General features: G+C 68.5%; 26 protein-coding genes and 1 riboswitch. Of the genes, 14 read left to right on the top strand and 12 right to left on the bottom strand.

Going from position 1 to position 24,009, the window contains the following annotated elements; all coding sequences use genetic code 11:
* Window positions 1-35: 35 nt before the first annotated feature.
* From KW835_RS16200 to KW835_RS16185, 4 genes are all read right to left on the bottom strand, one after another.
* Window positions 36-1,358 carry a serine hydrolase gene (locus KW835_RS16200; protein WP_218384142.1) on the bottom strand — a complete coding sequence of 441 codons (1,323 nt, stop codon included), beginning with the start codon at window positions 1,356-1,358 and terminating at the stop codon, window positions 36-38.
* A 74-nt stretch (window positions 1,359-1,432) separates the two neighbouring features.
* Window positions 1,433-2,017: a thioredoxin family protein gene (locus tag KW835_RS16195; protein WP_218384140.1), complete on the bottom strand. Its 585-nt coding sequence runs from the start codon at window positions 2,015-2,017 to the stop codon at window positions 1,433-1,435.
* A gap of 26 nt (window positions 2,018-2,043) precedes the next feature.
* The gene (locus KW835_RS16190) at window positions 2,044-2,781 is read right to left on the bottom strand and encodes a cytochrome c biogenesis CcdA family protein (RefSeq protein WP_370633636.1); all 738 of its coding nucleotides are present in this window, start codon (window positions 2,779-2,781) and stop codon (window positions 2,044-2,046) included.
* On the bottom strand, window positions 2,778-3,311 hold the full coding sequence (locus KW835_RS16185) for a DUF2147 domain-containing protein (RefSeq protein ID WP_218384138.1): 534 nt from the start codon (window positions 3,309-3,311) through the stop codon (window positions 2,778-2,780). The genes KW835_RS16190 and KW835_RS16185 overlap by 4 nt, the downstream gene beginning before the upstream one ends.
* A gap of 178 nt (window positions 3,312-3,489) precedes the next feature.
* Here KW835_RS16185 and KW835_RS16180 point away from each other — a divergent pair, with 178 nt between their 5' ends.
* The 5 genes from KW835_RS16180 (at window position 3,490) to KW835_RS16165 (ending at window position 8,267) form a co-directional block, all read left to right on the top strand.
* Window positions 3,490-4,263, top strand: a complete 774-nt coding sequence (locus KW835_RS16180; protein ID WP_218384136.1) for a response regulator — start codon at window positions 3,490-3,492, stop codon at window positions 4,261-4,263.
* Window positions 4,260-5,573 carry an ATP-binding protein gene (locus KW835_RS16175; RefSeq protein ID WP_218384134.1) on the top strand — a complete coding sequence of 438 codons (1,314 nt, stop codon included), beginning with the start codon at window positions 4,260-4,262 and terminating at the stop codon, window positions 5,571-5,573. The genes KW835_RS16180 and KW835_RS16175 overlap by 4 nt, the downstream gene beginning before the upstream one ends.
* A gap of 37 nt (window positions 5,574-5,610) precedes the next feature.
* A complete protein-coding gene (locus tag KW835_RS16170) occupies window positions 5,611-6,435 on the top strand; it encodes a DUF72 domain-containing protein (protein WP_255593581.1) in 825 nt (274 codons plus the stop codon).
* A 174-nt stretch (window positions 6,436-6,609) separates the two neighbouring features.
* Window positions 6,610-6,744 (top strand): hypothetical protein, encoded by a 135-nt coding sequence (locus KW835_RS26870; protein ID WP_255593580.1) that lies wholly within the window; start codon window positions 6,610-6,612, stop codon window positions 6,742-6,744.
* 128 nt (window positions 6,745-6,872) lie between these two features.
* A complete protein-coding gene (locus KW835_RS16165) occupies window positions 6,873-8,267 on the top strand; it encodes a homoserine dehydrogenase (protein WP_218384133.1) in 1,395 nt (464 codons plus the stop codon).
* Between the two features lie 221 nt (window positions 8,268-8,488).
* Here KW835_RS16165 and KW835_RS16160 read toward each other — a convergent pair whose 3' ends face one another.
* Window positions 8,489-9,127, bottom strand: coding sequence for an FMN-binding negative transcriptional regulator (locus KW835_RS16160; protein ID WP_218384131.1), 639 nt, complete (start codon window positions 9,125-9,127; stop codon window positions 8,489-8,491).
* A gap of 1 nt (window position 9,128) precedes the next feature.
* Window positions 9,129-9,608 carry an OsmC family protein gene (locus KW835_RS16155; RefSeq protein ID WP_218384129.1) on the bottom strand — a complete coding sequence of 160 codons (480 nt, stop codon included), beginning with the start codon at window positions 9,606-9,608 and terminating at the stop codon, window positions 9,129-9,131.
* 100 nt (window positions 9,609-9,708) lie between these two features.
* On the opposite strand from KW835_RS16155, the gene KW835_RS16150 reads away from it, so the two are divergent.
* Window positions 9,709-11,181: a PLP-dependent aminotransferase family protein gene (locus KW835_RS16150; protein WP_255593578.1), complete on the top strand. Its 1,473-nt coding sequence runs from the start codon at window positions 9,709-9,711 to the stop codon at window positions 11,179-11,181.
* A 16-nt stretch (window positions 11,182-11,197) separates the two neighbouring features.
* On the opposite strand, the gene KW835_RS16145 is transcribed toward KW835_RS16150, so the two are convergent.
* Window positions 11,198-12,307 carry an MBL fold metallo-hydrolase gene (locus KW835_RS16145; RefSeq protein ID WP_218384127.1) on the bottom strand — a complete coding sequence of 370 codons (1,110 nt, stop codon included), beginning with the start codon at window positions 12,305-12,307 and terminating at the stop codon, window positions 11,198-11,200.
* Between the two features lie 152 nt (window positions 12,308-12,459).
* On the opposite strand from KW835_RS16145, the gene KW835_RS16140 reads away from it, so the two are divergent.
* The 4 genes from KW835_RS16140 (at window position 12,460) to KW835_RS16125 (ending at window position 16,821) form a co-directional block, all read left to right on the top strand.
* A complete protein-coding gene (locus tag KW835_RS16140) occupies window positions 12,460-13,197 on the top strand; it encodes a TetR/AcrR family transcriptional regulator (RefSeq protein WP_218384124.1) in 738 nt (245 codons plus the stop codon).
* A gap of 87 nt (window positions 13,198-13,284) precedes the next feature.
* Window positions 13,285-13,812: a gamma carbonic anhydrase family protein gene (locus KW835_RS16135; protein WP_218384122.1), complete on the top strand. Its 528-nt coding sequence runs from the start codon at window positions 13,285-13,287 to the stop codon at window positions 13,810-13,812.
* 344 nt (window positions 13,813-14,156) lie between these two features.
* Window positions 14,157-16,025 carry a radical SAM protein gene (locus KW835_RS16130; RefSeq protein WP_218384235.1) on the top strand — a complete coding sequence of 623 codons (1,869 nt, stop codon included), beginning with the start codon at window positions 14,157-14,159 and terminating at the stop codon, window positions 16,023-16,025.
* Window positions 16,026-16,098: 73 nt separating this feature from the next.
* On the top strand, window positions 16,099-16,821 hold the full coding sequence (locus KW835_RS16125) for an HAD family phosphatase (RefSeq protein ID WP_218384120.1): 723 nt from the start codon (window positions 16,099-16,101) through the stop codon (window positions 16,819-16,821).
* A gap of 13 nt (window positions 16,822-16,834) precedes the next feature.
* On the opposite strand, the gene KW835_RS16120 is transcribed toward KW835_RS16125, so the two are convergent.
* The 5 genes from KW835_RS16120 to KW835_RS16100 form a co-directional block, all read right to left on the bottom strand.
* The gene (locus KW835_RS16120; RefSeq protein WP_218384118.1) at window positions 16,835-17,197 is read right to left on the bottom strand and encodes a hypothetical protein; all 363 of its coding nucleotides are present in this window, start codon (window positions 17,195-17,197) and stop codon (window positions 16,835-16,837) included.
* 49 nt (window positions 17,198-17,246) lie between these two features.
* The gene (locus KW835_RS16115; protein WP_218384117.1) at window positions 17,247-17,684 is read right to left on the bottom strand and encodes a roadblock/LC7 domain-containing protein; all 438 of its coding nucleotides are present in this window, start codon (window positions 17,682-17,684) and stop codon (window positions 17,247-17,249) included.
* A complete protein-coding gene (locus tag KW835_RS16110) occupies window positions 17,677-18,243 on the bottom strand; it encodes an ATP/GTP-binding protein (RefSeq protein WP_218384115.1) in 567 nt (188 codons plus the stop codon). The genes KW835_RS16115 and KW835_RS16110 overlap by 8 nt, the downstream gene beginning before the upstream one ends.
* Window positions 18,243-19,217, bottom strand: a complete 975-nt coding sequence (locus KW835_RS16105; RefSeq protein WP_218384113.1) for a hypothetical protein — start codon at window positions 19,215-19,217, stop codon at window positions 18,243-18,245. The genes KW835_RS16110 and KW835_RS16105 overlap by 1 nt, the downstream gene beginning before the upstream one ends.
* 267 nt (window positions 19,218-19,484) lie before the next feature.
* Window positions 19,485-19,572: riboswitch (cyclic di-GMP riboswitch) on the bottom strand.
* Between the two features lie 127 nt (window positions 19,573-19,699).
* On the bottom strand, window positions 19,700-19,990 hold the full coding sequence (locus KW835_RS16100) for a hypothetical protein (protein WP_218384112.1): 291 nt from the start codon (window positions 19,988-19,990) through the stop codon (window positions 19,700-19,702).
* Between the two features lie 185 nt (window positions 19,991-20,175).
* Between KW835_RS16100 and dinG the strand changes: the two genes are divergently transcribed.
* From dinG to KW835_RS16080, 4 genes are all read left to right on the top strand, one after another.
* Complete coding sequence (dinG, locus tag KW835_RS16095) at window positions 20,176-22,341, top strand: ATP-dependent DNA helicase DinG (protein ID WP_218384110.1); 2,166 nt, start codon at window positions 20,176-20,178, stop codon at window positions 22,339-22,341.
* A gap of 197 nt (window positions 22,342-22,538) precedes the next feature.
* Window positions 22,539-23,042 carry a pyridoxamine 5'-phosphate oxidase family protein gene (locus KW835_RS16090; protein WP_218384108.1) on the top strand — a complete coding sequence of 168 codons (504 nt, stop codon included), beginning with the start codon at window positions 22,539-22,541 and terminating at the stop codon, window positions 23,040-23,042.
* Window positions 23,043-23,116: 74 nt separating this feature from the next.
* Window positions 23,117-23,380, top strand: coding sequence for a hypothetical protein (locus KW835_RS16085; protein ID WP_370633634.1), 264 nt, complete (start codon window positions 23,117-23,119; stop codon window positions 23,378-23,380).
* A gap of 172 nt (window positions 23,381-23,552) precedes the next feature.
* Complete coding sequence (locus KW835_RS16080; protein WP_218384106.1) at window positions 23,553-23,981, top strand: CopG family transcriptional regulator; 429 nt, start codon at window positions 23,553-23,555, stop codon at window positions 23,979-23,981.
* The last annotated feature ends 28 nt before the right edge of the window (window positions 23,982-24,009 follow it).

Below are 24,009 nucleotides of genomic sequence, written 5' to 3'. Positions count from 1 at the left end.
CGTGGTGTGACACCGGCTGCACACCACCCCCCGCCCTAGCGGGCCCGTACCGCCGCCGCCAGCGCGGCGAACGCCTGCCGGTCCACCGCGTGCGTGAAGGCCGTGTTGGGCACCGGGTGTGTGGACAGCTTGACCACCACCAGCTCCGCCGCCGGGTTGATGTGGATGTGCTGGCCCATCAGGCCCTTGGCCTCGAGCGTGCCGTCCGCATCGTGCGGCACCCACCACTGGTTGTGGTACGAGTACCCCGCGCGCATGGCGGTGCCGGGCGCCTTGCTGAATCGGGCCGGGTCCGCGCCCTTGCGCAGCTCTGCGATGGTGGCGGGCGCGACGATTTGCTGCCCGTTGTAGCGGCCGTTGGCGCGTAGCATTTCTCCCAGCCGGCCCAGGTCGCGCAGCGTGGCGTTCACACCCACGCTGGTGGACTGGCCGCCATTGGCGTCGGCAAACACATACGCATCTTCCTGCGCGCCCAGTCGCGACCAGATGCGCTCGGACAGCAGCGTGGCGTAGCGCTTGCCCGTCACGCGTTGCAGCAGCCAGCCCAGCACTTCCGTGTCCACAGACTTGTACGCAAACGCGTTGCCGTGCTCGCCCTCCTTCTTCAGCGTGGGCAGGAACTCGGCCATGCTTTTCGCGGCACTGCTGCCGGGCGGCGCGGGCTGCAGGCCTGCGGCGGCCAGGTACTGGAAGACGCCGGACGTCGGGTCGGCAAAGTTCTCGGCGTATTGCACGCCGGTGGTCATGTCCAGCGTCTGCTGCACCGTGGCATCGGCCCAGGCGCTGGTGGCCAGCTCGGGCAGATAGCGAGGGACCGGCGCTGTCGGGTCGATCGCGCCTTCCTGGATGAGTTCGGTGACCAGCAGGCCGGTGAGCGATTTGCTCATGGACCACAGCACGTGCGGCTGGTGCGGCTGCATGCCGGTGTGGTGGCGCTCGTACACCACCTGGCCACGGTGCAGCACCAGCAGGCCGTCGGTGTAGGTGGCCTTTTGCCAGTCGGCCAGCGTGGTGGTGCCGCCCTTGCCGTCGGGCACGGGCAGTGCGTCGTTCAGCGTGCGGGCCGCTGCGGGCAATGCGCTGGGCGCGCCCGCGCCGCGCCACACTGCGGCCGTGGGCCCCAGTTCGCGCAGGTGGTGCGCGGCCCAGCGCACGTTGGGGTACTGCAGGATGTTGTCCAGGCGCACGATCTTGTCGGGCGGCGGCGGAAAGCCCTGCATCAGCCGCAGCGCGGCGGGCTGGGTGGCGTCGGGCGGCGGCAGTTGCGGTGCCTGGGCGTGGCTGGCAGAGGCCATGCTGACAGCGGCTGCGGTGGCTGCGAGCGTGACCAAGGCGAATCGAAGACGAGGGAACGGCATGGGGTGAAGGTCCTGCAAAGGTGAATGGGGGCAAGCCCGGGAGAGGAATGGCCGGGGGAAACAAAGCGCGCGGGCTAACCCCGCGCCGCCAGCAGCGCGCGGATCACGGCTTCGGTACGTTCGTATTCGCCTTCGCCAAAGTGCTTGTAGCGGATGCGGCCCTGCGCATCGATGAGGTAGGCAGCAGGCCAGTACTGGTTGCTGTAGGCCTTCCAGGTGCCGTAGCGGTTGTCCTGCGCCACGGGGTGCTTCACGCCGTGGCGGCGCATGGCCACCTCGACGTTGCTGGTGGTGCGCTCGAACGGAAACTCCGGCGTGTGCACGCCCACCACGGTGAGGCCCTGTGGCGTGTACAGCTCGGCCCAGCGGTTCACGTGCGGCAGGGTGCGTATGCAGTTGATGCAGGCATACGTCCAGAAGTCCACCAGCACCACGCGGCCGCGCAACTGGGCCAGGCTGAGGGGCTCGGAGTTGAGCCAGCGCTCGATGCCGGTGAACTCCGGCGCGGGGCCGAAGTCGGGCAGCGTGGCGGCCTGGACAGCGAGGCCCGCCGCCCGGGTGATGGCGGGCGCTGCCACGGCTGCGGCCACGCCAGCGGCAGACGCGAGGAAGGCGCGGCGCGGCAAAACAATGGGTGAAGAAGAAGGGTGCGATGTCATGCTGAAAACTCCTTGCTGCGGGCTGCTCACAGCCCGCCAGAAAACGAGGGGTAGAACTGCGACAGCCAGACGATGACCTGGCCATCGACCTCCAGCAACATGGCCAGCGCGACGGCGATGACCACCACGCCAAAGGCCTGCTGCACACGGTGCGCGTGGCGCGACAAGCGGCGCACGTGGCTGGCCGCTGCCTGGCCGCCGTAGGCGATGGCCAGCATGGGCAGCGCGGCGCCGGTTGAATACGCCAGCAGCAGCCCGGCGGTGCCCACGCCGGGCGGCTCGGTGGCGATCAGGGTGAGGATGGACGCGAGCACCGGCCCGGCGCAGGGGGTCCACACCGCGCCCAGGCTCAGCCCCAGCAGCAGGCCGCCCCAGTTGCCCCCCGACGAACCCATGCCCAGCCCTGCCACACGCCCGAGCAGGCCGCCTGCCTGCTGGCTGAGCCACTGGAACGGCCGGGGCCACACCGTGAGCACGCCGAACACCAGCAGCATCACGGCCGCGAAGCGGCGCAGCCCTTCCTGCGACACGCCCAGCACCTGCGTGAAGCTGCTGAACAGCAGCGCGACGGCCGCGAACGACAGCGCAAAGCCCAGCGCGATGAACAGCGGGCGCGTGCGCTGCGAAACCCTCCCGCCGTTGCCCCCACTGCCGCCCATCGAAGCGCCCAGCACCACCGGCAGCATGGGCAGCACGCAGGGCGCGCCCACGGTGAGCATGCCGGCTGCCACGGCCAGCCAGGGCGAGGTGGAGGCCATGGTCATGGCGCACCCCCGTGTTCTGCGGCCGGGCGGCGCCACACCTGCGTCTTGCCGAACAGCGGGATGCCGACGTAGGCGCGCACCAGCAACTGGTCGGGCTCGGCGGGGGTGAGGGTGGCGCGGTAGGTCTTGGCGTTTTCTCGGTTGTAGATCTCGCCCTGATAGTCCCCGCCGCCGGTATCGCGCAGGGCCGACAGCAGGGTCATTCCCAGCGCGGGGCGGGCGTCTGCCACAGCCATGTCGGTGCCGGGTGCGCTCATGGACCGGTTGGCCAGCACACGCACCACCTTGCCGCACAGGGTGGTCGAGCCGGTGCGCGAGCCGCCGCTGGCGGTGGGGCCGTTGCATGGGGCGACGTCCACTTCCAGGTTGCCGCTTTCGGTGATCCAGCGGCCCAGGGGGGCCTTGGGGTGGGGTATTGATGCCGATGCCGGCGGCCCGGCAGTGGTGGACTGCATGGCAGTCTCTTGCGCGCCGGCAACCTGCGCCAGGGCCAGGGCAGCAGCGGCACCGATGGCGGTGTAGGGTTTCATGGCAAGTCCTCGTGAAGTTCAGGAAGACTGCATTGAAGCCAGCGCACGTATCGGCCGTTTGTCGTGCACAGGCCTTTTGGTATGCGCGCTTGTCGGCAGCGGCGCCAGACAAGTTCAGATACATGCGGGCCTACTGGGGCATCACCACGCGGCGCCAAAGTCTGGACAATCAACGCCCATGACGACCGCGCCCCCGCCCGACCACATCCTGATCGTCGATGACGACGCGGGCATCCGCGAGCTGGCGGCCGAGTACCTGCAGCGCCAGGGCCTGCAGGTCAGCGTGGCGGCCGACGGGCGGCAGATGCGCGAGGTGCTGGCCACGCAGCGCATCGACCTGCTGGTGCTGGACCTGATGCTGCCCGGCACCGACGGCATCGCGCTGTGCCGCGAGCTGCGAAGCCCGGGCGCGCCGCCGCTGCCCATCATCATGCTCACCGCGCGCAGCGACGAGGCCGACCGCATCCTGGGCCTGGAGCTGGGCGCGGACGACTACCTGACCAAGCCCTTCGCCGCGCGCGAGCTGCTGGCGCGCATCCACGCCGTACTGCGGCGCACGCGCATGCTGCCGCCCAACCTGGCCGTGGCAGAGCCCGCGCGCCATCTCGCGTTCGGCGACTGGCGGCTGGACACCACGGCGCGCCACTTGCTTGATGCCACCGGCGCGGTGGTGGCACTGTCGGGCGCCGAATACCGGCTGCTGCGCGTGCTGCTGGACCACCCGCAGCGCATCCTCACGCGCGACCAGCTGCTGCAGCTCACGCAGGGGCGCGATGCCGATGTGTTTGACCGCTCCATCGACCTGCTGGTCAGCCGCGTGCGCCAGCGGCTGGGCGACGGTGCCCGCGGCTCGCGCTACATCAAGACGGTGCGCAACGAGGGCTATGTGTTCTGCGCCGACGTGCAGGCCGCACAGGCGACCGCACCCGCGCCGGGAGAGGCCGCCGCATGACGCTGCGCTGGTGGCCCCGCTCGCTGTTCGGGCGCATCCTGCTGGTGCTGGCGCTGGGCCTGGCACTGGCGCATGCGCTGACCTTCGTGCTGGCGGTCACCGAACGCAGCATGACCATGCGCCGTGCCATGGTGTCGTACCTGGCGAGCGACGTGGCCAGTTCCATGGCCATGCTGGACCGCCTGCCCGCCGCAGAACGCCCGCAATGGATGGACCGGCTGGCGCGCCGCAACTACCGGTTCGCGCTGACCGCGCCGCTGGACGCACCCGAGGACCCGTCCGACATGGCCCGCCTGATTGCAGGCGCCGTGGGCGCTACGCTGCCGCCGGGCCGCACGGTGCGCGTGATCGACCCCCACGTGCCCGGCACCGAGCTGCGCCTGCAGCTGCAGCTGGCCGACGGCACGCCGCTGGCCGTGGACATGGACGAGCCCCGCCTGCAGGTCTCCCCCTGGGTGCTGGGCGCGCTGGCGCTGCAATTGGCGCTGCTGGTGGGCCTGTGCGCCTGGGCCGTGCGGGCGGCCACGCGGCCGCTGCGCACGCTGGCCGACGCGGCCGATGCGCTGGGCGCCGACCGCCCTGCAGTGCCGCTGGCCGAAGACGGCCCGCGCGAGGTACAGCGCGCGGCCCAGGCCTTCAACCGCATGCAGCAGCGCATCCAGGCGCATCTGCAGGAGCGCATGCAGATCCTGGCGGCCGTCTCGCACGACCTGCAAACGCCCATCACCCGCTTGCGCCTGCGCGCCGACCTGCTCGACGACCCTGCGCTGCAGGGCAAGCTGCACGCGGACCTGGCCGAGATGCAGTCGCTGGTGGAAGAGGGCATTGCCTATGCGCGCTCGTCCCAGGCCGTGCAGGAGCCCTTGCAGCGCGTGGACCTGCGCGCGCTGCTGCAGAGCATTGCGTTCGACTACGCCGACGCTGGCCTGCCCGTGACGCTGCTGCACGCCGCAGGGGGCACCTGCGACACGCGCCCGCAGGCCCTGCGCCGGCTGGTGTGCAACCTGGTCGACAACGCGCTCAAGTTCGCCGGCGCGGCCGAGCTGAGCCTGGAAGCCGGGGCGCACGGCCCATGGCTGCTGCGCGTGCTGGACCGGGGCCCGGGCATTCCCCAGGACGACCTGGCCGCCGTGCTGCAGCCTTATGTGCGGCTGGAAGACTCGCGCAGCCGCAACACCGGCGGCACGGGCCTGGGCCTGGCCATTGCGAACGAACTGGCCCAGGCACTGGGTGGCCGGCTGGTGCTGGGGCCGCGCGAGGAGGGCCCGGGGCTCCAGGCGCGGGTCGAGCTGCCCGGCCCGCAGCCGTAGCGCGAAGCCGCTGCTACAGTGCCCCCAACGTGGTTTCATGATGGGGAATGCCGTGGACGACACCAGCAACAGCACCTTCACCAGACGTAGCAGAAATGGCAGTATCCGCATCGGCATCGGCGGCTGGACCTTCGAGCCCTGGCGCGGCAACTTCTACCCTGCGGGCCTTTCGCACAGCAAGGAGCTGCAGTACGCCAGCCGCCAGCTCACGGCCATCGAGGTCAACGGCACCTACTACAGCACCTTCAAGCCGCCGACCTTCGCCAAGTGGCACGGTGAGACGCCCGACGGCTTCATGTTCTCGCTCAAGGCCAACCGCTTTGCAACGAATCGCCGCGTGCTGGCGGAAGCCGGCGACTCGGTCACGCGGTTTGTGGAGAGCGGCATCACCGAGCTCAAGGACAAGCTCGGCCCCATCGTGTGGCAGTTCATGCCCGGCAAGGTGTTCGAGCCGGGCGACTTCGAGGCCTTTCTCGCGCTGCTCCCCCAGGCCGTGGACGGCCTGCCCCTGCGCCATGCGCTCGATGTGCGCCACGAGAGCTTTGCCACCCCCGCCTTCGTCGCACTGGCGCGCCGCTACGGCTGCGTGCCGGTGCACACCGACTCCGAGAAATTCCCGGCAATTGCCGATGCACAGGCGGACTTCGCCTACCTGCGGCTGATGCGCAGCCAGGCAGAGGTGCCCACGGGCTACGCGCCCGAGGCGATCACGCAGTGGGCGGATGGCGTGCGCGCGTGGACGGGCGGTGAGCGGCCGCGCGATGTGTTCGTGTACTTCATCAACGGCGCAAAGGAGCGGGCGCCCGCGGGTGCCATCGAGCTGATGGCACAGCTGGGTGTGCAGCCATTCAAGGACAAATAGGCTTCCAACGCGCTTCCAACCAGCGCAGGAAGCTATTAGATCGATAGCAAAATCGCCTGAAACTACCTGGACATCCTGTCCATTTGCCGCCCGGTGTGCGGCGTCTGCGCGCAACACACCGCACCAACCAGGGTTGACGCGCGCCCCGCACCCTCAGGTACACTGCACCTTCTCATGTCGTACACCACCCCCGCCTTCGCCGCACGCGCCACTGCCTTCCAAGGCATGGGCATGATGCAGCGCGCGTTCGTTACGCGGGCCGTTGTGGTTGCACGAATGATTACCACCATTACCCCCGCGGCCACCTGAGCACGCGCAGGTGGCCGTTTCGGCAGCCACCTGGTGATCGCTCTCTTCTCCCCCAAGACGAATGTGAATGAAACCCAGCTCTGGCAGCTGGGTTTTTTTGTTTGTTCGTTCGTCAGCCGGAGAAGTCCATGTACCGCGATCCAGTCCAGTCCCTCGAAGCCCCGTCGTTGCCGTCGTCCGCCACGGCCATGCGCCCCCTGCGCGTGGGCATGATTGGCATTGGCACCGTGGGCGCAGGCACCTTCCGCGTGCTGGCGCGCAACCAGGCGCTGATCGCAGGCCGCGCGGGCCGGGGCATCAAGGTGGTGGTGGTCTGCGCCCGCAGCCTCGCCCGCGCCATGAGCGTGGTGGGCAAGGAAGTGGCCCTGACCAACGACCCCATGCAGGTCGCCACCCACCCCGACGTGGATGTGCTGGTGGAGGCCGCTGGCGGCACCGGCCCCGCACGCGACTGGGTGCTGGCCGCCATCCGTGCGGGCAAACATGTGGTCACTGCCAACAAGGCGCTGCTGGCCGAGCATGGCAACGAGATCTTTGCCGCAGCACGCCAGCACGGCGTGGCCGTGGCGTACGAAGGCGCGGTGGCGGTGAGCATCCCCATCGTGAAGGCGCTGCGCGAGGGCCTCACGGCCAACCGCATCGAATGGGTGGCCGGCATCATCAACGGCACCACCAACTTCATCCTGAGCAAGATGCGCGACGAAGGCGTGGGCTTTGCCGAGGCCCTGGCCCAGGCGCAGGCGCTGGGCTACGCCGAAGCCGACCCGACCTTCGACATCGAGGGCATCGACGCCGCGCACAAGATCACGCTGCTGGCGGCCAACGCGTTCGGCATGCCGCTGCGCTTTGCGGACGCGCAGGTGGAGGGCATCGCTGCGCTGCAGGGCCTGGACGTGGCCTGTGCGGAGCAACTGGGCTTTCGCATCAAGTTGCTGGGCGTGGCGCGGCGCCGCCAGGACGGCGATGGTGCCGACGGCGTGGAGCTGCGCGTGCAGCCCGCGCTGGTGCCCGCCAATCACTTGCTGGCGCATGTGGACGGCTCGATGAACGGCATCATGGTCAAAGGCGACGCCTCGGGCGTGACGATGTACTACGGCGCAGGCGCGGGATCCGAGCAGACTGCCTCGGCCGTGATCGCCGACCTGGTGGATGTGGCCCGGCTCGACGGCACCCACGCGGCGCAGCGCGTGCCGCACCTGGGCTTTCACGCCCCGGCCATCCACGACCATCTGGCCGTGCTGCCCCGCGCCGCCGTGCACACCCGCCACTACCTGCGCGTGCCCGTGCACCAGGCCCAGCAGATCGAGGCCGTGGGCGCCTGGCTGGCAGCGCAGCACGTGCCCGTGGCGCGGGTGCAGCTGGCATGCGCCCAGCAGCTGCCCGCCGGCGGCGCGCCCCAGGTGCTGGTGCTGACCGATGCGGTGGCGCAGGCCACGGTGGACCTGGCCGTGCACGCACTGGGCGCTCACCCTGCGGTGGCGGGGCCGGTGGTGTCGCTGCGGGTGGAGATGCTGGAGGGGTGATGCCGTGGGGTTGCCACGGCTGGTGCCGGGCTTCACGTCATGCCCTGCCATCACCACCCCGCCCCCATTGCCGTTCACGCTGAGCCTGTCGAAGCGCCTCGCAAGGCTTCGGCAAGCTCAGCCCGAACGGTACGGTTGGATGCTGACGCTTTTGGGTAAAAACAGGCTCTATGGCTCTACCACAAAGCGCCAAGTGCTATTTATATGATAGCAATCAGTGGCTAGATGCCCGGCCCTCGTTCCACCAGCGCCGCCATGGCCAGCGCTTGCGCCGTGCCTTCCGCCGTCAGCCCCTGAACGACGCCGGCGCGGTCCGTGTCCGTGCGGTTCTGGCTCACCTTCCAGACCCCTTCCCAGCGCTCCACCGCCAGCTCCACGCCCACGATGGCGCCCAGCAGTTTGTGCAGGTAGTCGACAGGCGCATCGTCCACGTGCCAGGGGTGCGGGCGGTGCGCCTCGTGAGCCTCGGTCAGCCTGTGCAGGATCGCGCGCAGGCGCTCGGGGTCGCCGTCCACCGCGCTGAGCGTGCCGTGGGCGTGCACCGTGGCGTAGTTCCAGGTGGGCACCTGCTTGCCATCGACGGCCTTGGACGGGTACCACGACGGCGACACGTAGGCCTGCGGGCCGTGGAACACCGCCACCGCATGCTGCGGCAACAGCGGCCACACGCCGTTGCCGCGCCCTACGTGGCCGACCAGCGTACCGTGCGGGCCGCGCGTGGGGTCGAGGTACAGCGGCACGTGGTTGACGTGCATCGAGCCCTCTTGGGAGACGACCAGGGTGGCCAGGGGCTGGGCCTGCACCAGGCCGTACAGGACGGCGGCGTCGGTCACCTGGAACTGGCGGTTGGCAATGGTCATGTCAGGCCCCTCCCACTTCCAGCACGGGCGCGCAGTCGATCTGCGTCTTGACCGAGTTGGCCAGAAAGCACGCCGCGTGCGCCTGGTGGTGCAGGTCGGCCAGCACCTCGCTGCCGGGCGCGTGCGCGGCGTCGAAGCGCGTGATGGGCCGCAGCTGCACGCGCGCGACGACCAGGCGGCCCTCAGCATCCTTGGCCATGGTGCCCACGGCGGCATCGGTGTAGCTGTCCACGCGCCAGCCGGCGCGGCAGGCGAAGTCCAGGAACCACAGCATGTGGCAGCTCGCGAGCGCAGCCACGTAGGCTTCTTCGGGGTCCACCGCCGAAGCGTCGGAGTAGGGCAGCGGCACCACATGCGGCGATGACGACCCGGCCACCACGGCGCCGCCATCGAATTGCCAGCTGTGTGCGCGGTGGTAGCGCTTGTCCAGAAAGTCGTCGCTGCCACGGGACCAGGCGATGGTGGCGGTGTGCTCGGCCATAGGATCTTTCTTGTGGGACCGGGCGTCGCAGGCAGCCCGGATGGTTTCTAAAATGGTTCTTCAGTTTATGGCTGCATTGCCACAACCAAGGGGCCAATTCATGCCGGTTGCCAGAGCCAATCCCAAGGCGCCCACCGCCGCCGCGGGCGCACCCAGCCCACGCCCAGGCCTGTTGCGCCAGCAGGTGTACGAGCAGTTGCGCAGCGCCATCGAGCAAGGGCGGTTGCCTGCGGGCACGCGCCTGCCGCCGTCGCGCGAGCATGCGGCCGGCCTGGGTGTGTCGCGCAACACGGTGCTCTGGGCCGTGCAGCGCCTGCAGGCCGAGGGCTACGTGGAAGCGCGGGTGGGCGACGGCACCTATGTGTCCGAGGCCGCGGGCACGGCCCCGGCGCAGGGACTGGTGGCGCCGCCGCGCGGGCTGTCGAAGCGCGGGCAGCTCATTGCCGAGACGGCGGCGCGCTGGCGGCCTCCGCATGTGGCAGCGCGCGCATTCCGCATTGGCGCGCCCGAGGTGGACACGTTTCCGTTTGCGCTGTGGGACCGCCTGGCGCGCCAGGCCAGCCCCGGCCAGCGCAGCGCACGCGCACAGTACCTGGACCCTGCGGGCGACCCCGAACTGCGCCAGGCCGTGGCACTGTGGCTGTGGGCGTCGCGCGGCATCCGCTGCGATGCGGCGCAGGTGGTGGTGTGCTCGGGCTCGCAGCAGGGCATCGACCTGATCGCGCGGCTGCTGCTGGACGTGGGCGATGAGGTGCTGGTGGAAGACCCTGGCTACCCAGGCATCCGCGCCAGCCTGCTGGGCCACGGCGTGCTGGCGCGGCCCGTGGCGCTGGATGCCCAGGGCCTGCGCATAGCCGCAGGCGCCGCGCAGTGGCCCGGCGCACGCATGGCCGTGGTCACGCCCACGCACCAGTTCCCCACCGGGGTGTGCATGCACCTGGCACGGCGCCAGGCCTTGCTGCACTGGGCCCGCACGCACGATGCCTGGGTGGTGGAGGACGACTACGACGGCGAATTCCAGTTTGGCAGCGCGGCCCAGCGTGTGCCCGCGCTGTGCAGCCTGCCGGGCTCGGAGCGCGTGTTGTACGTGGGCACCTTCAGCAAGACGCTGCACCCCGGCCTGCGCCTGGGCTTCGTGGTGGTGCCGCCTGCTCTGGTGGAGGCGTTTGCCATGGCCCGCGCCATCACCGACCGGCACGCACCGGGCGACACGCAGGCCGTGCTGGCACGCTTCATTGCCGAAGGCCATCTGCTACGGCATCTGCGCCAGATGCGCGAGCTGTACCTGCAGCGGCAACACACGCTGCGCACCGCACTGGCCGAGGCCAGCAACGGCGCCTGGCAACTGGCCGCCAGCGATCGTGGCATGCACCTGCTGCACGAGGTAGCACCCGGCACCGACGACGAAACCCTGAGCCGCAAGGCGCTGGCGGCGGGCGTGATGCTGGCGCCGCTGTCGCGCTATGCGATGCAGTCGGCACGCCGGGGCTGGCTGCTGGGCTATGCGGGGTTTGACGATGCAGAGATCCGCGCAGCCGCTCGCTTGGTGGGCGGCCTCGTGCGTCAGCGGTGATGTGGGCGCTGGTGCATCACCACGCGCCGGGCTGCGGAGCCAGGGTCGTGCCCAGGCCCTCCGTCTGAACCACAGCCTGCGGCTCCACCTTGCGCCACCAGTGTGTGGACAGCTCAGGCGCCCGGATGTCCAGCCGCTCGCCCATGATGGGAGCCACCAGCGGCACCTGCGCTGCCGCTGCGAGCGCGGTGATGCGCTCGAACGGCTCCACCCACGGGTGCAGCGAGAGGTCGAACGTGCCGTTGTGGATGGGGAACAGATGGCGCCCCTTCACGTCCAGATGGGCCTGCAGGCTCTCCTCGGGGTGCATGTGGATGTCGGGCCAGTCGGCGTTGTAGGCGCCCGTTTCGATCAGCGTCAGATCGAACGGGCCGAACCGCTCACCAATGGCCTTGAAGCCGTCGAAGTAGCCCGTGTCGCCACTGAAGAAGACGCGGACCTGATCGGCGCCCTGGCCCGCGATCAGCACCCACGAGGCCCACAGCGTGCTGTTGCCGTCCGACAGGCCCCGGCCCGAAAAATGCTGCGCAGGCGTGGCCACCAGCTGCAGCCCGCCGATGGTGGTGCCCTGCCACCAGTCAAACTGCTGCACCTTGGCCGCCGGCACGCCCCAGCCGATGAGCCGGTCGCCCACGCCCAGCGGCGTGATGAAGTGCTCCACCTTGGGCGCGAGCTTCTGGATGGCGGCGTAGTCCAGGTGGTCGTAGTGGTCGTGCGACAGGATCACGCCGGTGATGGGTGGCAGCTCGTCGATGGTGATGGGCGGCGCGTGAAAGCGCTTGGGGCCCAGGAACTGGAACGGCGAGGCGCGCTCGGAAAACACCGGGTCGGTCAGCCAGAACTGGCCGTTGATCTTGAAGAGCAGCGTGGAGTGCCCCAGGCGCCACAGGCTCACGTCGGGCGCGGCCAGCAGGTCTGACCGCATCACCGCATACACCGGCACGGGCTGTTGCGGCACCGAGTCGTCGGGCTTGCCGGTGGCAAAGCGCCACATCACCTGCAGCGTCTTGAGGGCGCCCAGCGCATGGCGGGGTGCCACGTTGCGAAACTTGCCACCCGCAAACTGCGGCGACTGTTCATAGGCGGCGACCGGCTGGGCGGCGCGGGAAAAGAGGCTGTAGGCCATGGCGATCAGTACAACGAAGACGACACAAAGTGCCGGGAGCAGACGGCGGCGGGGGACGATGGAGAGTGACACCGGATCTGCGACATAGAAATTACACTGCACAGTGTAGTTCACTTTCTGGAAAAGTAAACTACCCGGTGTAAAATTTGCGCATGACCGCCTCCCAGTCCACCCCTCGCCTGACCGACCGCAAGCGCGATGCCATCGTGCAGGCCGCCATCGGCGAGTTCCGCGAACACGGCTTCAACGGCACCAGCATGGACCGCGTGGCCGCAGCAGCGGATGTGTCCAAACGCACGGTGTACAACCACTTCCCGAGCAAGGAAGAGCTGTTCGAAGCCATCCTGCTGCTGATGTGGGAGCGCAGCCAGTCGCCAGACGAGTTGGCCTACACCCCCACGCGCCCGCTGCGCGACCAGTTGCTGGAGCTGCTGGCGCAAAAGATGCGCCTGCTCAACGACGCGAGCTTCATCGACCTGAGCCGCGTGGCCATGGCCGACATGATGCACGCCCCCGAGCGAGCGCGCGGCATCACCGCCAAGCTATCGGCCAAGGAAGAGGGCCTGCCGCGCTGGCTGCGCGCCGCCCAGCAGGACGGCCGCCTGCGCACCGCCATGGACGTGCCCTATGCCGCGCAGCAACTGCAGGGCATGGTCAAAGCCTTCGCGTTCTGGCCCCAGCTGGCCATGGGCCAGCCGCCCTTGAGCGCCGCACAGCAAGCGCAAGTGGTGGGGGATGCGGTGGACATGTTCCTGGGGTTCTACGTCGCGCCCACCCAGGAGGCCAAGGCCCCCGCCAAAAAAGCCAAGCCTGGAAGCACGGGCAAGGCGGTGGCAGCCCCTGTTGCAACCTCTGCGAGACCTGCTCCTCGCCGCGCCCCGGCGCGCTGACCAACGCCACCACCCTGGCCAGCAAGCCAGCGTGAGGAGCGATTTGCACTACGCTCGCCCGTTCTGTCCACGCAGCCTGACACCAAGATGCCCATCGCCCCCTACCTCGACACCGCCCCGGTTCTGGACACCGGCGTTTTCCTCCACGACTCTGCCCAGGTCATCGGCGACGTCACGCTGGGCCGCGACAGCTCGGTGTGGTGCAACGCCGTGCTGCGCGGCGATGTGAACCGCATCACCGTGGGCGTGTGCAGCAACGTGCAGGACCTGACCATGGGCCATGTCTCGCACCGCAACGCCAGCAAGCCCGAAGGCTCGCCGCTGGTCATCGGCGACTACGTCACGGTGGGCCATTCGGTGATCCTGCACGGTTGCCGCATCGGCAACGAATGCCTCATCGGCATGGGCTCCATCGTGATGGACGACGCCATCATCGAAGACCGCGTGATGCTGGGCGCGGGCAGCCTGGTCTCGCCCGGCAAGGTGCTGGAGAGCGGCTACCTCTACATCGGCCGCCCGGCGGTGCGCCAGCGCGCGCTCACCGACGCCGAGATCGCATACCTCAAGTATTCGGCCGAGCACTATGTGCGGGTGAAGAACAACTACCAGGGATGACCTGCATCACTCCCTGCGGTCTGTGATAGCGCGGTCTCAGGCAGTCCGCTGCGTTGCTTTTCTTGCCAATAGCCCGCTATTGGCTGCAAAAAGACGCCTTGCGGCCTGTCCTGATCCGCACTACCACCGACTCGCGAGGGTGATGCAGGACATCCCTAGCGGCACACCCGGCGCGGCTGCGGTGCCCCCGGCACCCCCTGCCCACCAGGGGTAAAGCCGGGCCGGGATAATCCAGGCTTCCACGACCCCTGCGGCGGCACCGCATCGCCCCATTGCCCGTTTCCACCATGTCTGCCGTCGCCCCCGCCTCACCCGCCCAGCGCGTGCTCTCCGTCATCCCCCCGATGACGCAGCTGAACACGCCGTACCCCTCCACCGCCTACCTCACGGGCTTTCTGCGCTCGCGGGGGGTGACGGCGTTCCAGGAGGACCTGGCATTGGCGCTGGTGCTGCAGTTGCTCTCGCCCGAGGGCCTGAAGGCCGTGGCAGCCAAGGTGGACGCGCTGCCTGCCAAGAAGCAGAGCCCCGCCGTGCAAAGTTTTGCGGCGCAAAGAGACCGCTACCTCGCCACCATCGGCCCCGCCATTGCCTTTCTGCAGGGGCGCGACAGCACGCTGGCACACCGCATCGTGGGCCGCAACTACCTGCCCGAGGGCCCCCGGTTTGCCACGCTGGATGTGTACGTGGATGACGAGGGTGGCGACCCGCTGGGCTGGGCCTTTGGCGCTTTGGGCCTGACCGACAAGGCCAAGCACCTGGCCACGCTGTATCTGAACGACCTGGCCGACGTGCTGCGCGACGCGGTGGACGAGCGCTTTGAGTTCGTGCGCTATGCCGAATCGCTGGCGGGCAGCCAGCCCACGTTCGACCCGCTGGCCACGGCACTCGCTGCCCCTTCCACACTGGTGGACGAGCTGCTGGAGCAGCTCACGCACGAGGCCATTGCCAAGCACCAGCCAACGGTGGTGCTGCTGTCCGTGCCGTTCCCCGGGTCCGTGTATGCGGCGTTCCGCATCGCCCAGGCCATCAAGGCGCGGCACCCGCACATCGCCACCGTTCTGGGCGGCGGTTTTGTGAACACCGAGCTGCGCGAGCTGGCCGACCCGCGCGTGTTCGACCACTTCGACTACGTGACGCTGGACGCGGGCGAGCGCCCGCTGCTGGCGCTGCTGGAACACCTGCGCGGCGAACGCGGCCGCCAGCGCTTGGTGCGCACCTTCGTGCGCGGCGACAACGGCGCGGTGCAGTACATCAACATGATGGAGGCCGACATCGCCTTTGCCGAGGTGGGCACACCCACCTGGGACGGCCTGCCGCTGGATCGCTACCTGTCGCTGCTGGACATGCTCAACCCCATGCACCGGCTGTGGAGCGATGGGCGCTGGAACAAGCTCACCGTGGCGCACGGCTGCTACTGGAAGAAGTGCAGTTTCTGCGACGTGAGCCTGGACTACATCAGCCGCTATGAGGGCGCCAGCGCCGCCGTGCTGGCCGACCGCATCGAAGCCATCGTGCGCGAGACGGGGCAAACCGGATTTCACTTCGTGGACGAGGCCGCGCCGCCCAAGGCCCTGAAGGCGCTGGCCACAGAACTCATCGCGCGCAATGCCGGCATCAGTTGGTGGGGCAACGTGCGGTTCGAGAAAACCTTCACGCCCGATCTGGCCGAGCTGATGGCCGACAGCGGCTGCATCGCGATCTCGGGCGGGCTGGAGGTGGCGTCGGACAGACTCTTGAACCTCATGAAAAAAGGCGTGTCGGTGGACCAGGTGGCGCGCGTGACCAAGGCCTTTACCGACGCGGGCATCCTGGTGCATGCGTACCTGATGTACGGCTTTCCGACGCAGACCGTGCAGGACACGGTGGACGCGCTCGAATATGTGCGCCAGCTGTTTGCCAACGGATGCATCCAGAGCGGCTTCTTCCACCGCTTTGCCTGCACCGTGCATTCACCCGTGGGCAAGAACCCCGAGGAGTACGGCGTGACGCTCGCCCCCCTGCCACCGGGTGACTTCGCCAAGAACGACGTGGCTTTCATCGACCCCACGGGCGTGGACCACGACACGCTGGGCGCAGGCCTGAAGAAGGCCATCTACAACTACATGCACGGCATCGGGCTGGAGGAAGACGTGCGCATGTGGTTCCCGTTCAAGGTGCCCAAGACGACGGTGCGGCGGGATCGGATCGAGCGGGCACTGCGGGAGCGTGGGTGAGGCGGATCTGGCCGTCAAATACTCCATCAAACTGGCCTCTAGCGCGCTCGTACAAAGCGTAATCAGCTATCAAATGCAGAGCAATTTACCCTTTTCCGATGTGCGACAGAGCGTGCGGCGCTTCCGTGCAGCCATCTTCGACATGGACGGCCTGCTGGTGGACTCCGAGCGCGTGACCCTGCGCGCCTGGCTAGACGCCGCGCGCGCCCTCGACTGCGCGTTGGCCGAGGTGGACTACCTGCAGGTGGTGGGCAGAGCCTCGCCCGAATCCGACGCCATGCTGGCCGCTATGCTGGGCGGAAGCGCCATGTTCGACAAGGTGCGGCGTGAGGTTGCGGCACGCCTTGACGACATTGGCGCCGAGCCGATCTTTCCCATCAAGCCCGGTGCTGCCTTGCTGCTGCACGCGCTGCGCGATGCCGGCGTCCCGTGCGCGGTGGCATCGTCGTCGCGACGCGACGAGATCGAGCACCGCCTTGCCCGCGTGGGCGTGCTTCACCACTTCCAGGCCCTGGCAGGCGGCAACGAGGTGGAACGCGGCAAGCCCGACCCCGCCCTGTACCGGCTGGCCGCCGAGCGGCTGCGTGTGGACCCTGCCGACTGCCTGGCGTTCGAGGACAGCGAGAACGGTGCGCGCGCCGCGCAGGCGGCCGGGGTGGCCGTTGTGGTGGTGCCCGATCTCAAGCACCCCTGCGACGAGGTGGCGGCGGGCTGCCACGGCGTGCTCTCCTCTCTGGAAGCGGCGCACGGGCACCTGCCGCGCTGGTTCGGCTGCGCCGCAGCGCTGCCCGGCTGAGCCACGCGGTTCTTCAGATGGCCGTCTGCACCTCGACCTCCTGCACCTTGCGGCGGGCCATCGCAAGGTTGGAGCGGTTGCGGTCCAGCACGTAGTAGATGAACAGGCCTTCGTGCTTTTGCACCGGGCGGATGATGTGGTACTGGTGGGTCAGCGAGATCAGGATGTCCTCGATGGCGCCCTGCATGCCCAGCGACTTCATGGTCTTCATCTTGGCGCGCACGACCTCGGTGTTGCCCGCAGCGGCCAACTCCAGGTCCACGCCGGTGCCGACGGACTCCAGCAGCATGCCGCTGTTGGAATCCACGAGCGCGGCGCACATGGCGCCTTCGGTCTGCATGAGCTGATTCAGAAGTTCTTTGGGTGTGAGGGCCATGGCGATGCTCCGGTGGTGGTGGTGGTGAAGAAGAAAGGGGGAGTACCCGCTACTGCGCGGCGCAGGCGGCGGTCACAAGGTCTGCGGTGCTGCGGCAGCTCCACAGCAACTTGCCCAGCAGCGACGACTGGTTGGTGACCACTGTCAGCACCAAGTCGCCCGAAGCGGCAGGCACGCTCAGGGTGACGATGTGTCCGTGGCTGGATTCGAGGATCAGCCGCTCGGGCGTGCCATGACCGGCTTCGCGGGTCATGGCGCCGGCCAGCGCGCTGAGCGAGCCCGACATGGCGGAGAGCTTGTCGGCGTCCTGGCTGCTCGACAGCGTGGAGGCCACCGTGAGTCCGTCGGCACTGGCCAGCGTGGCGCTCAGCACGCCGGGCGTCTCGCGCTGCAGCTCGGCCAGGATGTCGGCCAGCCGCGCGATGGTGACCAGGCGCAAGGACGATGGAACATGGCCGGCCGCAGCCGTGCCGGGAATACTATTCATGGTGTTCGACCTCCGCCATGCTGACCAGAACCGAAAGCAGCAGACGCACGTCGGCGTCGCGGCGCACATCCACCGCCAGCACCGGAATGTGCAGCCCCAGTGCCTCCAGGTGACTGCAGTAGTCGTCTATGCCGGGTGACGCATGGGTCTCGGTGCGGCCCACGCCGACCACGGTGCGACGCGCGGGGATCTGCTGCGCGAAGGACTTGAGATAGCGCTCGGCATCGCCGATGGGGTCGGGCCCCGAGTTGTCCACCAGCACGATCAGCCCGAAGGCCCCGGTGCCCAGGATGTCCCACATGAACCGAAAGCGGTCCTGCCCAGGCGTGCCAAAGAGCTTGAGCACCCATTGCCCGTCGATGCTGCACTCGCCGTAGTCCAGGCCCACTGTGGTCATGGTCTTGCCAGCCATGGCCTCGATGCCGCTGATGGGCACGTCGGTGGACAGCGCGGCACCGTCGCTGATCGCGCGGATGGCGGTGGTCTTGCCCGCGCCCATGGGGCCGGTGAACACCACCTTCAGGTCGTGCGCATGCGCAAAGGGGTCGGTAGAGGACATCACCATAGCTTGAGCCGTTCACGCAGATGGCTGAGCCAGCCCGGTGGAGCGGCTGCAGCGGGAGGTTGGGGTGATGCTGGCGCCGTGGTGGCGACCTGCATGCGGTGGTCTCCGGTGCCCAGGTCATCGCCGGTGCGGGTGCTTTCGTCCACCGCGAGTCCCAGCGCCAGGCAGGCCTCAAGGAACCAGCCTGCCGAGGCGTCCGGCACGCCGCTGACGGCGCGGATCTGCTCCAGGCTGAGCGCGCGGCTGGTCCACAAGGCGGCCAGGCGCGGGTGGCCCGGCGCAGCCAGGCCGACGGCGTCTGGCCAGCGAAGCAACCGGTAGCTGCCCGCGCGCGAAGGCGTCGCGGCGCCCGCCTGCGCCAGCCGCAGTGCCAGTTCCCACAGCAGATGCCGCAGGCTGTGCGAAGGCACGGAGCGGATCAGCTCTTCCTCCACAGGGCTCACGCGGTGCGGCGTGCCCAGGGTGTATGCGCCGGAGAGCAGCACCTCCATCGGCATGGCGGTGTGAACCAGTTGCTTCACAAAATCGAACACGATCTGCTGCCCGGAGCTCATCGGCACCACGGCGCGGCGGCGCTCTGCGGTGCGGGTTCTTTCGCCCAGCAGATCGAACAGCGCCTGCTGTCCCCGCACCGGGTCAAACTGCGACACGCCATGCACCCGCTGCGTGGCCGACTGGAGCACAGCGATCACATTGGTCATGCGCAGGGGCGTGGCCACACTCAGGTCGCAGTCCGAGCCGGGCGATTCATCCGGCTGCGCCGGGTCCTTCACCCGCACGGTGATGCAGGGGGCGCGCAGGCGGTAGGGCCAGTTGCCGGGCACAAAGACCACGTTGCACTCTTCGATCCGCTCGCTGAAACGCGCGTGGATGTTGATACCGCCGTCCAGCAAGCGCACCAGTGCGCGCAGCACCATGCCGTCCTTGTGCGATATGTCTTGCGTGCCGATGACCAGGGCATCGTTCATGGCAGCCCCCGGTCGCGGGAGCCGGCATGGCACGGACAGCGCTGGGCGGAGAAATGAGCGGGTGACAAGGCACACCAAGCCCGGCGCTGTGCGCGCGCGGACAGTTCAGCGCAAGGGGCTGCCCTCGCGGTGTGCAAGCAATACGTGAACGCAGAGGGAGCGGAACCACGTTGGCAGGGTTGCATTGCCGTCCTGTCTCTTGGTTGCGGTGGCGCAAAACCCACTGAGACGGCCAGATCCTCGGAGCAACACCGATCCCCCTGCGAACGTGGCAGTCCCGCTGTCGTGGGCAAAGAAGCCTTTAGACCGGTGACTTTGCGGACCCGGCTTTCGCGCGGGGGTGCCGTTTCAGTTTCAGGCCAGTATAGGGAAACGGTATTCGCTGGCAACTACTGATTGGCACATTCAGGCAACGCCGTGCCGCGTGGCATTGCCATGCCATTGCAGACCGATGCGCCGCGGCAACGGTCGGGCGATGCCTGCTACTTCTGCCGCTGATACGCCTTGCCCGCTGGCGGACCCCGGTCGGTGTCCTGCAGGCCGCGCTGCACGTCGCGGTAGGCCTGCTGAATCTGGCCGTCTGGCTTGCCATGGGTCATATCCACCGACTCATCACGCTCATGGGGGAGCTTGGGTTGGGTGGTGTCCGGTGCACGTGCGCTTTCATTGGCGTGCGCACCTGGCTGCGCATGCTGGCGCTGGGTGGTGTCCACCGACGGCTCTGGCGTGGCAGGCGCTGCGAGCGGTTCATCGGGTTTTTGCGAGCGGGCCATGGTACGTCCTTCGGGTTGCGTGGGGGCTATGCAGGGAAGATCGTAGATTCGCCTGCGCCCACGACCTGTAGTCCCGGGCGCTGTGAGGGCGCGGGGCGAGCGCGCACCGGCCGCTGCAGAAGTTTTCAGCCCCAATCGCCGGTCTTCACGAAGACCCTCGGACCTGCGGCATGCGACACTACTGTATGTCTCAACAGGTATGGGCCGCGCAGGCCCTTGAATCGTTCGATGCGGTGGTGCAGGCCACTGCGGGTTTTCGCAGCCGCCACGGCCAGCGGCGCATGGCCGAGCAGGTGGCGCATACCTTCAGCAAGGCCACGCTGGGCAAGGTGGATGCCGAAGAGGGCGAAGGTGCCGCGCCGACACGGGCCATCGCGGTCATCCAGGCCGGCACGGGCGTGGGCAAGTCGCTGGCCTATTGCGCCCCCGCCATCGCGCTGGCACTGTCGCGCGGCACGCGGGTACTGATCTCCACCGCCACCGTGGCGCTGCAGGAGCAGCTGGTCAACAAGGACCTGCCCGCGCTGGCCGCGCTGATGCCCCAGCCCTTCAAGTTTGCGCTGGCCAAGGGGCGCGGGCGCTATGTGTGCAAGCTCAAGCTCGACCGCCTTGCGGGCACGGGGGAGGCGGAAGAAACCGATGAGGACGATCTGTTTGCCGAGGAGGAGGCCGCCGCCCGCGCCAAGCGCCCCCGGCAGGAGACCGAGGCGCGCATCCAGTTCTACGGCGCCATGGCGCAGACCCTGGCCAAGGGCGCATGGGACGGCGACCGCGACAGCCTGGAGACCCCGCCCGAGCCCGAGGTGTGGAGCCCCGTGGCGGCCGAGGGCGCTTCGTGCACCGGCAAGCACTGCCCCGCCTTCAGCCAGTGCACCTACTACGACAAGCGCAAGGAGCTGGTGGGCGCGCAGGTGATCGTGGCCAACCACGACCTGCTGCTGTCGTCGCTCGGCGCGCGCGTGCTGCCCGAACTGGACAACTGCCTCCTGGTGCTCGACGAGGCCCACCACCTGCCCGCCACTGCGCTGCAGCAGTTCGCCTGCAGCATGGACATGTCGCGCATCACCTGGATCGAGCGGCTTTCCAGCCGGGGCCTGCGCATCGGTGCGCTGCTGGAGGTCCAAGAGATTGCCGACATCCCGCGCCATGCGGCGCAGCTGCGCCAGACGCTGCAGGACCTGGCGCGCATCGTGATGGACGTGTACGGCCCCACGCTCAAGAGCCAGAAGGACACCTGGGGGCCGGCGCGCGTGCGGGTTCCGCGCGGCGAGCTGCCCGAGCCGCTCATCGCCCCGCTGGGGCTGCTGGCCGCCAGCGCTGACGGGTTCCTCGAGGCCCTGCGAGCCATCAGCAAAGCCCTGCGGGCCGAGATGCGCGACAAGCCGGAAGAGGCCAAGCGCCTGTCCACGCTGTACGCGCAGATCGGCATGCTCGCGCCGCGGCTGGAAGAGCTGCACGCCACCGCGCAGCTGCTGCTGCAGGACGCACCCGAAGGCGCGGTGCCAGCAGCCAAATGGTTCACGCTGGAAGTCGATGGCGACTTCATCGTGGTCAAGGGCCACGCCAGCCCCATCCTGCCCGGCACCACACTGCGCAACCACCTGTGGAACGCGGTGCGCGGCGCGGTGCTCACATCGGCCACGCTCAACAGCTGCGGCAATTTCGACTTCTTCCTGCGCGAAGCGGGTCTGCATGGCGACGAGACCACCACCACGCTGGAGGTCCCGAGCCCCTTCAACTACGCCGCGCAGGGCACGCTGATCGCCGCAGAGACACGCGCCGACCCCAAGAACGCCGCGCAATTCACCGCCGAGATGGTCGATGCACTGCTGCACGACATCGCACGGGTAGAGTACGGCGCGCTGGTGCTGTTCACCTCGCGCGAGCAGATGCGCCAGGCCGTGGATGCGCTGCCCACCGCCATGCGCAGCGTGGTGCTGGTGCAAAACGCGCTGCCGCGCACGCAGTTGCTCAAACGCCACCGAGAGCGGGTGGAGAACGGCGAGCCCTCGGTCATCTTCGGCATGCAGTCCTTCGGCGAGGGGCTGGATTTGCCCGGGCGGCTGTGCGAGTCGGTCTTCATCACCAAGCTGCCGTTCGCCCCGCCCGACGACCCCGTGGGCGAGGCCCGTGCCGAGTGGCTGCGCGCCGTGGGTCGCGACCCGTTCAGCGAGCTGGTGGTGCCCGCCACCGCCATCCGCCTGGCGCAATGGGTGGGCCGCGCCATCCGCACCGAGGAAGACCAGGCCCATGTGTACTGCTACGACAAGCGCCTCGTGCGCACGAGCTACGGCCAGCGCCTGCTCAAGGGACTGCCGCCCTTCGCACTGCAGCAGCGCGCGCCGCTCTGAGAGCGCATCGACGACCTCCCAGGCGTCGCAAACTAGCTAGCGGGAGCAAGGGAAGGCCGGGCGTGCGGTGTCGGACAAAAGCCCACCCCGCTGCGGGCCCCGGGCCGACACCCCCCGGCCAACCCCGTGCCTACAGTGAAAGCAAGGAATTCTTTTCCCCTTCCCCGGTCCTTTTTTTCACCTGCACGGAGCAGCCCATGCCACAGAACACCCCCGCCCACGAAACGTTATGGAAACTCATCAAGGACATCCGCTTCGGGATGCTCACCCACCGCACCGCGTCGGGCATGCTGCACGCACATCCGCTCACGACGCAGAACCGCAGCATCGATGAACACAACGAGCTGTATTTCTTCATCTCCAAGTCCGGCGAGCTCTACGAGCGCCTGCTGACCGATGGCGAGGTGAACGTCTCCTACGCCGACCCGGGCGACGACAGCTATGTCTCGCTGTCGGGCCAGGCCCGCTTCATTGAGGACCTGGCACAAAAGGAAACGCTGTGGTCGCCCATGGCCAAGGCCTGGTTCCCTGGCGGCTACACAGATGCCGACCTGGCCCTGCTGGCCGTACGCATCCGCCACGCCGAGTATTGGGATGTGAAGGAAAGCAAGATGGTGCAGCTGTTCAAGATGGCCAAGGCGGCCGTCACCGGCGAGCCCCCGCGCGAACTGGGCGAGCACAAGGAGCTGACCCTGTCCTGATCCGCAGGCGCTGCCGCACCGCCGGCGCGCCATCTCTGCACACCCGCATCCAGCACCGACACCCAGGAGGCTTTATGAGCAGCAAGGAAAACCGCCGTGACGATGGCGACATGAGTACCGACGCCGATCGCACCACCCAGGACAACGAAGGATCCGGCAAGGTCGCCCAGGCACACAACAGCACCGGCGACAAACCCGCCACGCAACTGAACCAGGGCCGCCGCTCCCCCGAGAGCCGCCACGACCGCGACGCCCACATCGGCAGCGGCAACCAGGTGCAGTCGCGCCGGGGTGCCGCAGGCAGCACCGGTGGCGGCGGCAGCCGCGGCGCGGGCTGAGGCGGCGCAGCGCGCTCCAACCCGGGTTTCATGACCCGCCACGAAAAAGAGCCTCCGGGCTCTTTTTTATTTGGCAGCCAGCTCTTGAAACGATGCCGACACCATCCATTTGACATCCATATACCATCCGATAAACATCCACATGGATGGTATTCCACCACCTGAGAGCACCATGGCATCCACCCCACCTGCACCCGTGGCCGCGCGCGGCAAAGTCCCCGATTCGGAAAAAATCACCATCAACCTGGGGTTCGTGGACCTGGGCCACATCGACCTGCTGGTGTCCGAGGGCTTCTATGCCAACCGCACGGACTTCATCCGCACGGCCATCCGCAACCAGCTGACCGCCCAGGGCGACGCCGTGCGGCAGGTGGTGGCCCGCAAGATGCTTGTGCTCGGTCTGCAGCGATTCGGCCGCGCCGAGCTGGAAGCCGTGCAGGCGGCAGGGCAGGTACTGGAGATCCGCGTGCTGGGCCTCGTCAGCATCGACAACGACGTACCCGCCCCGCTGGCAGAGGCCACCATCGCCTCCGTCACGGTGCTGGGTGCCTTTCATGCCAGCACCGCCGTCAAGGCGGCGCTGGCCGGGCGCATCCACTGACGGCAGCGCCGCCCACCCCCACAACCCC

It is taken from the genome of Acidovorax sp. sic0104, from assembly GCF_019219095.1.
Taxonomy (GTDB): domain Bacteria; phylum Pseudomonadota; class Gammaproteobacteria; order Burkholderiales; family Burkholderiaceae_C; genus Acidovorax.
Note: the sequence above shows the minus strand (reverse complement) of the source record. Positions and strands in the feature narration are given on the sequence as shown.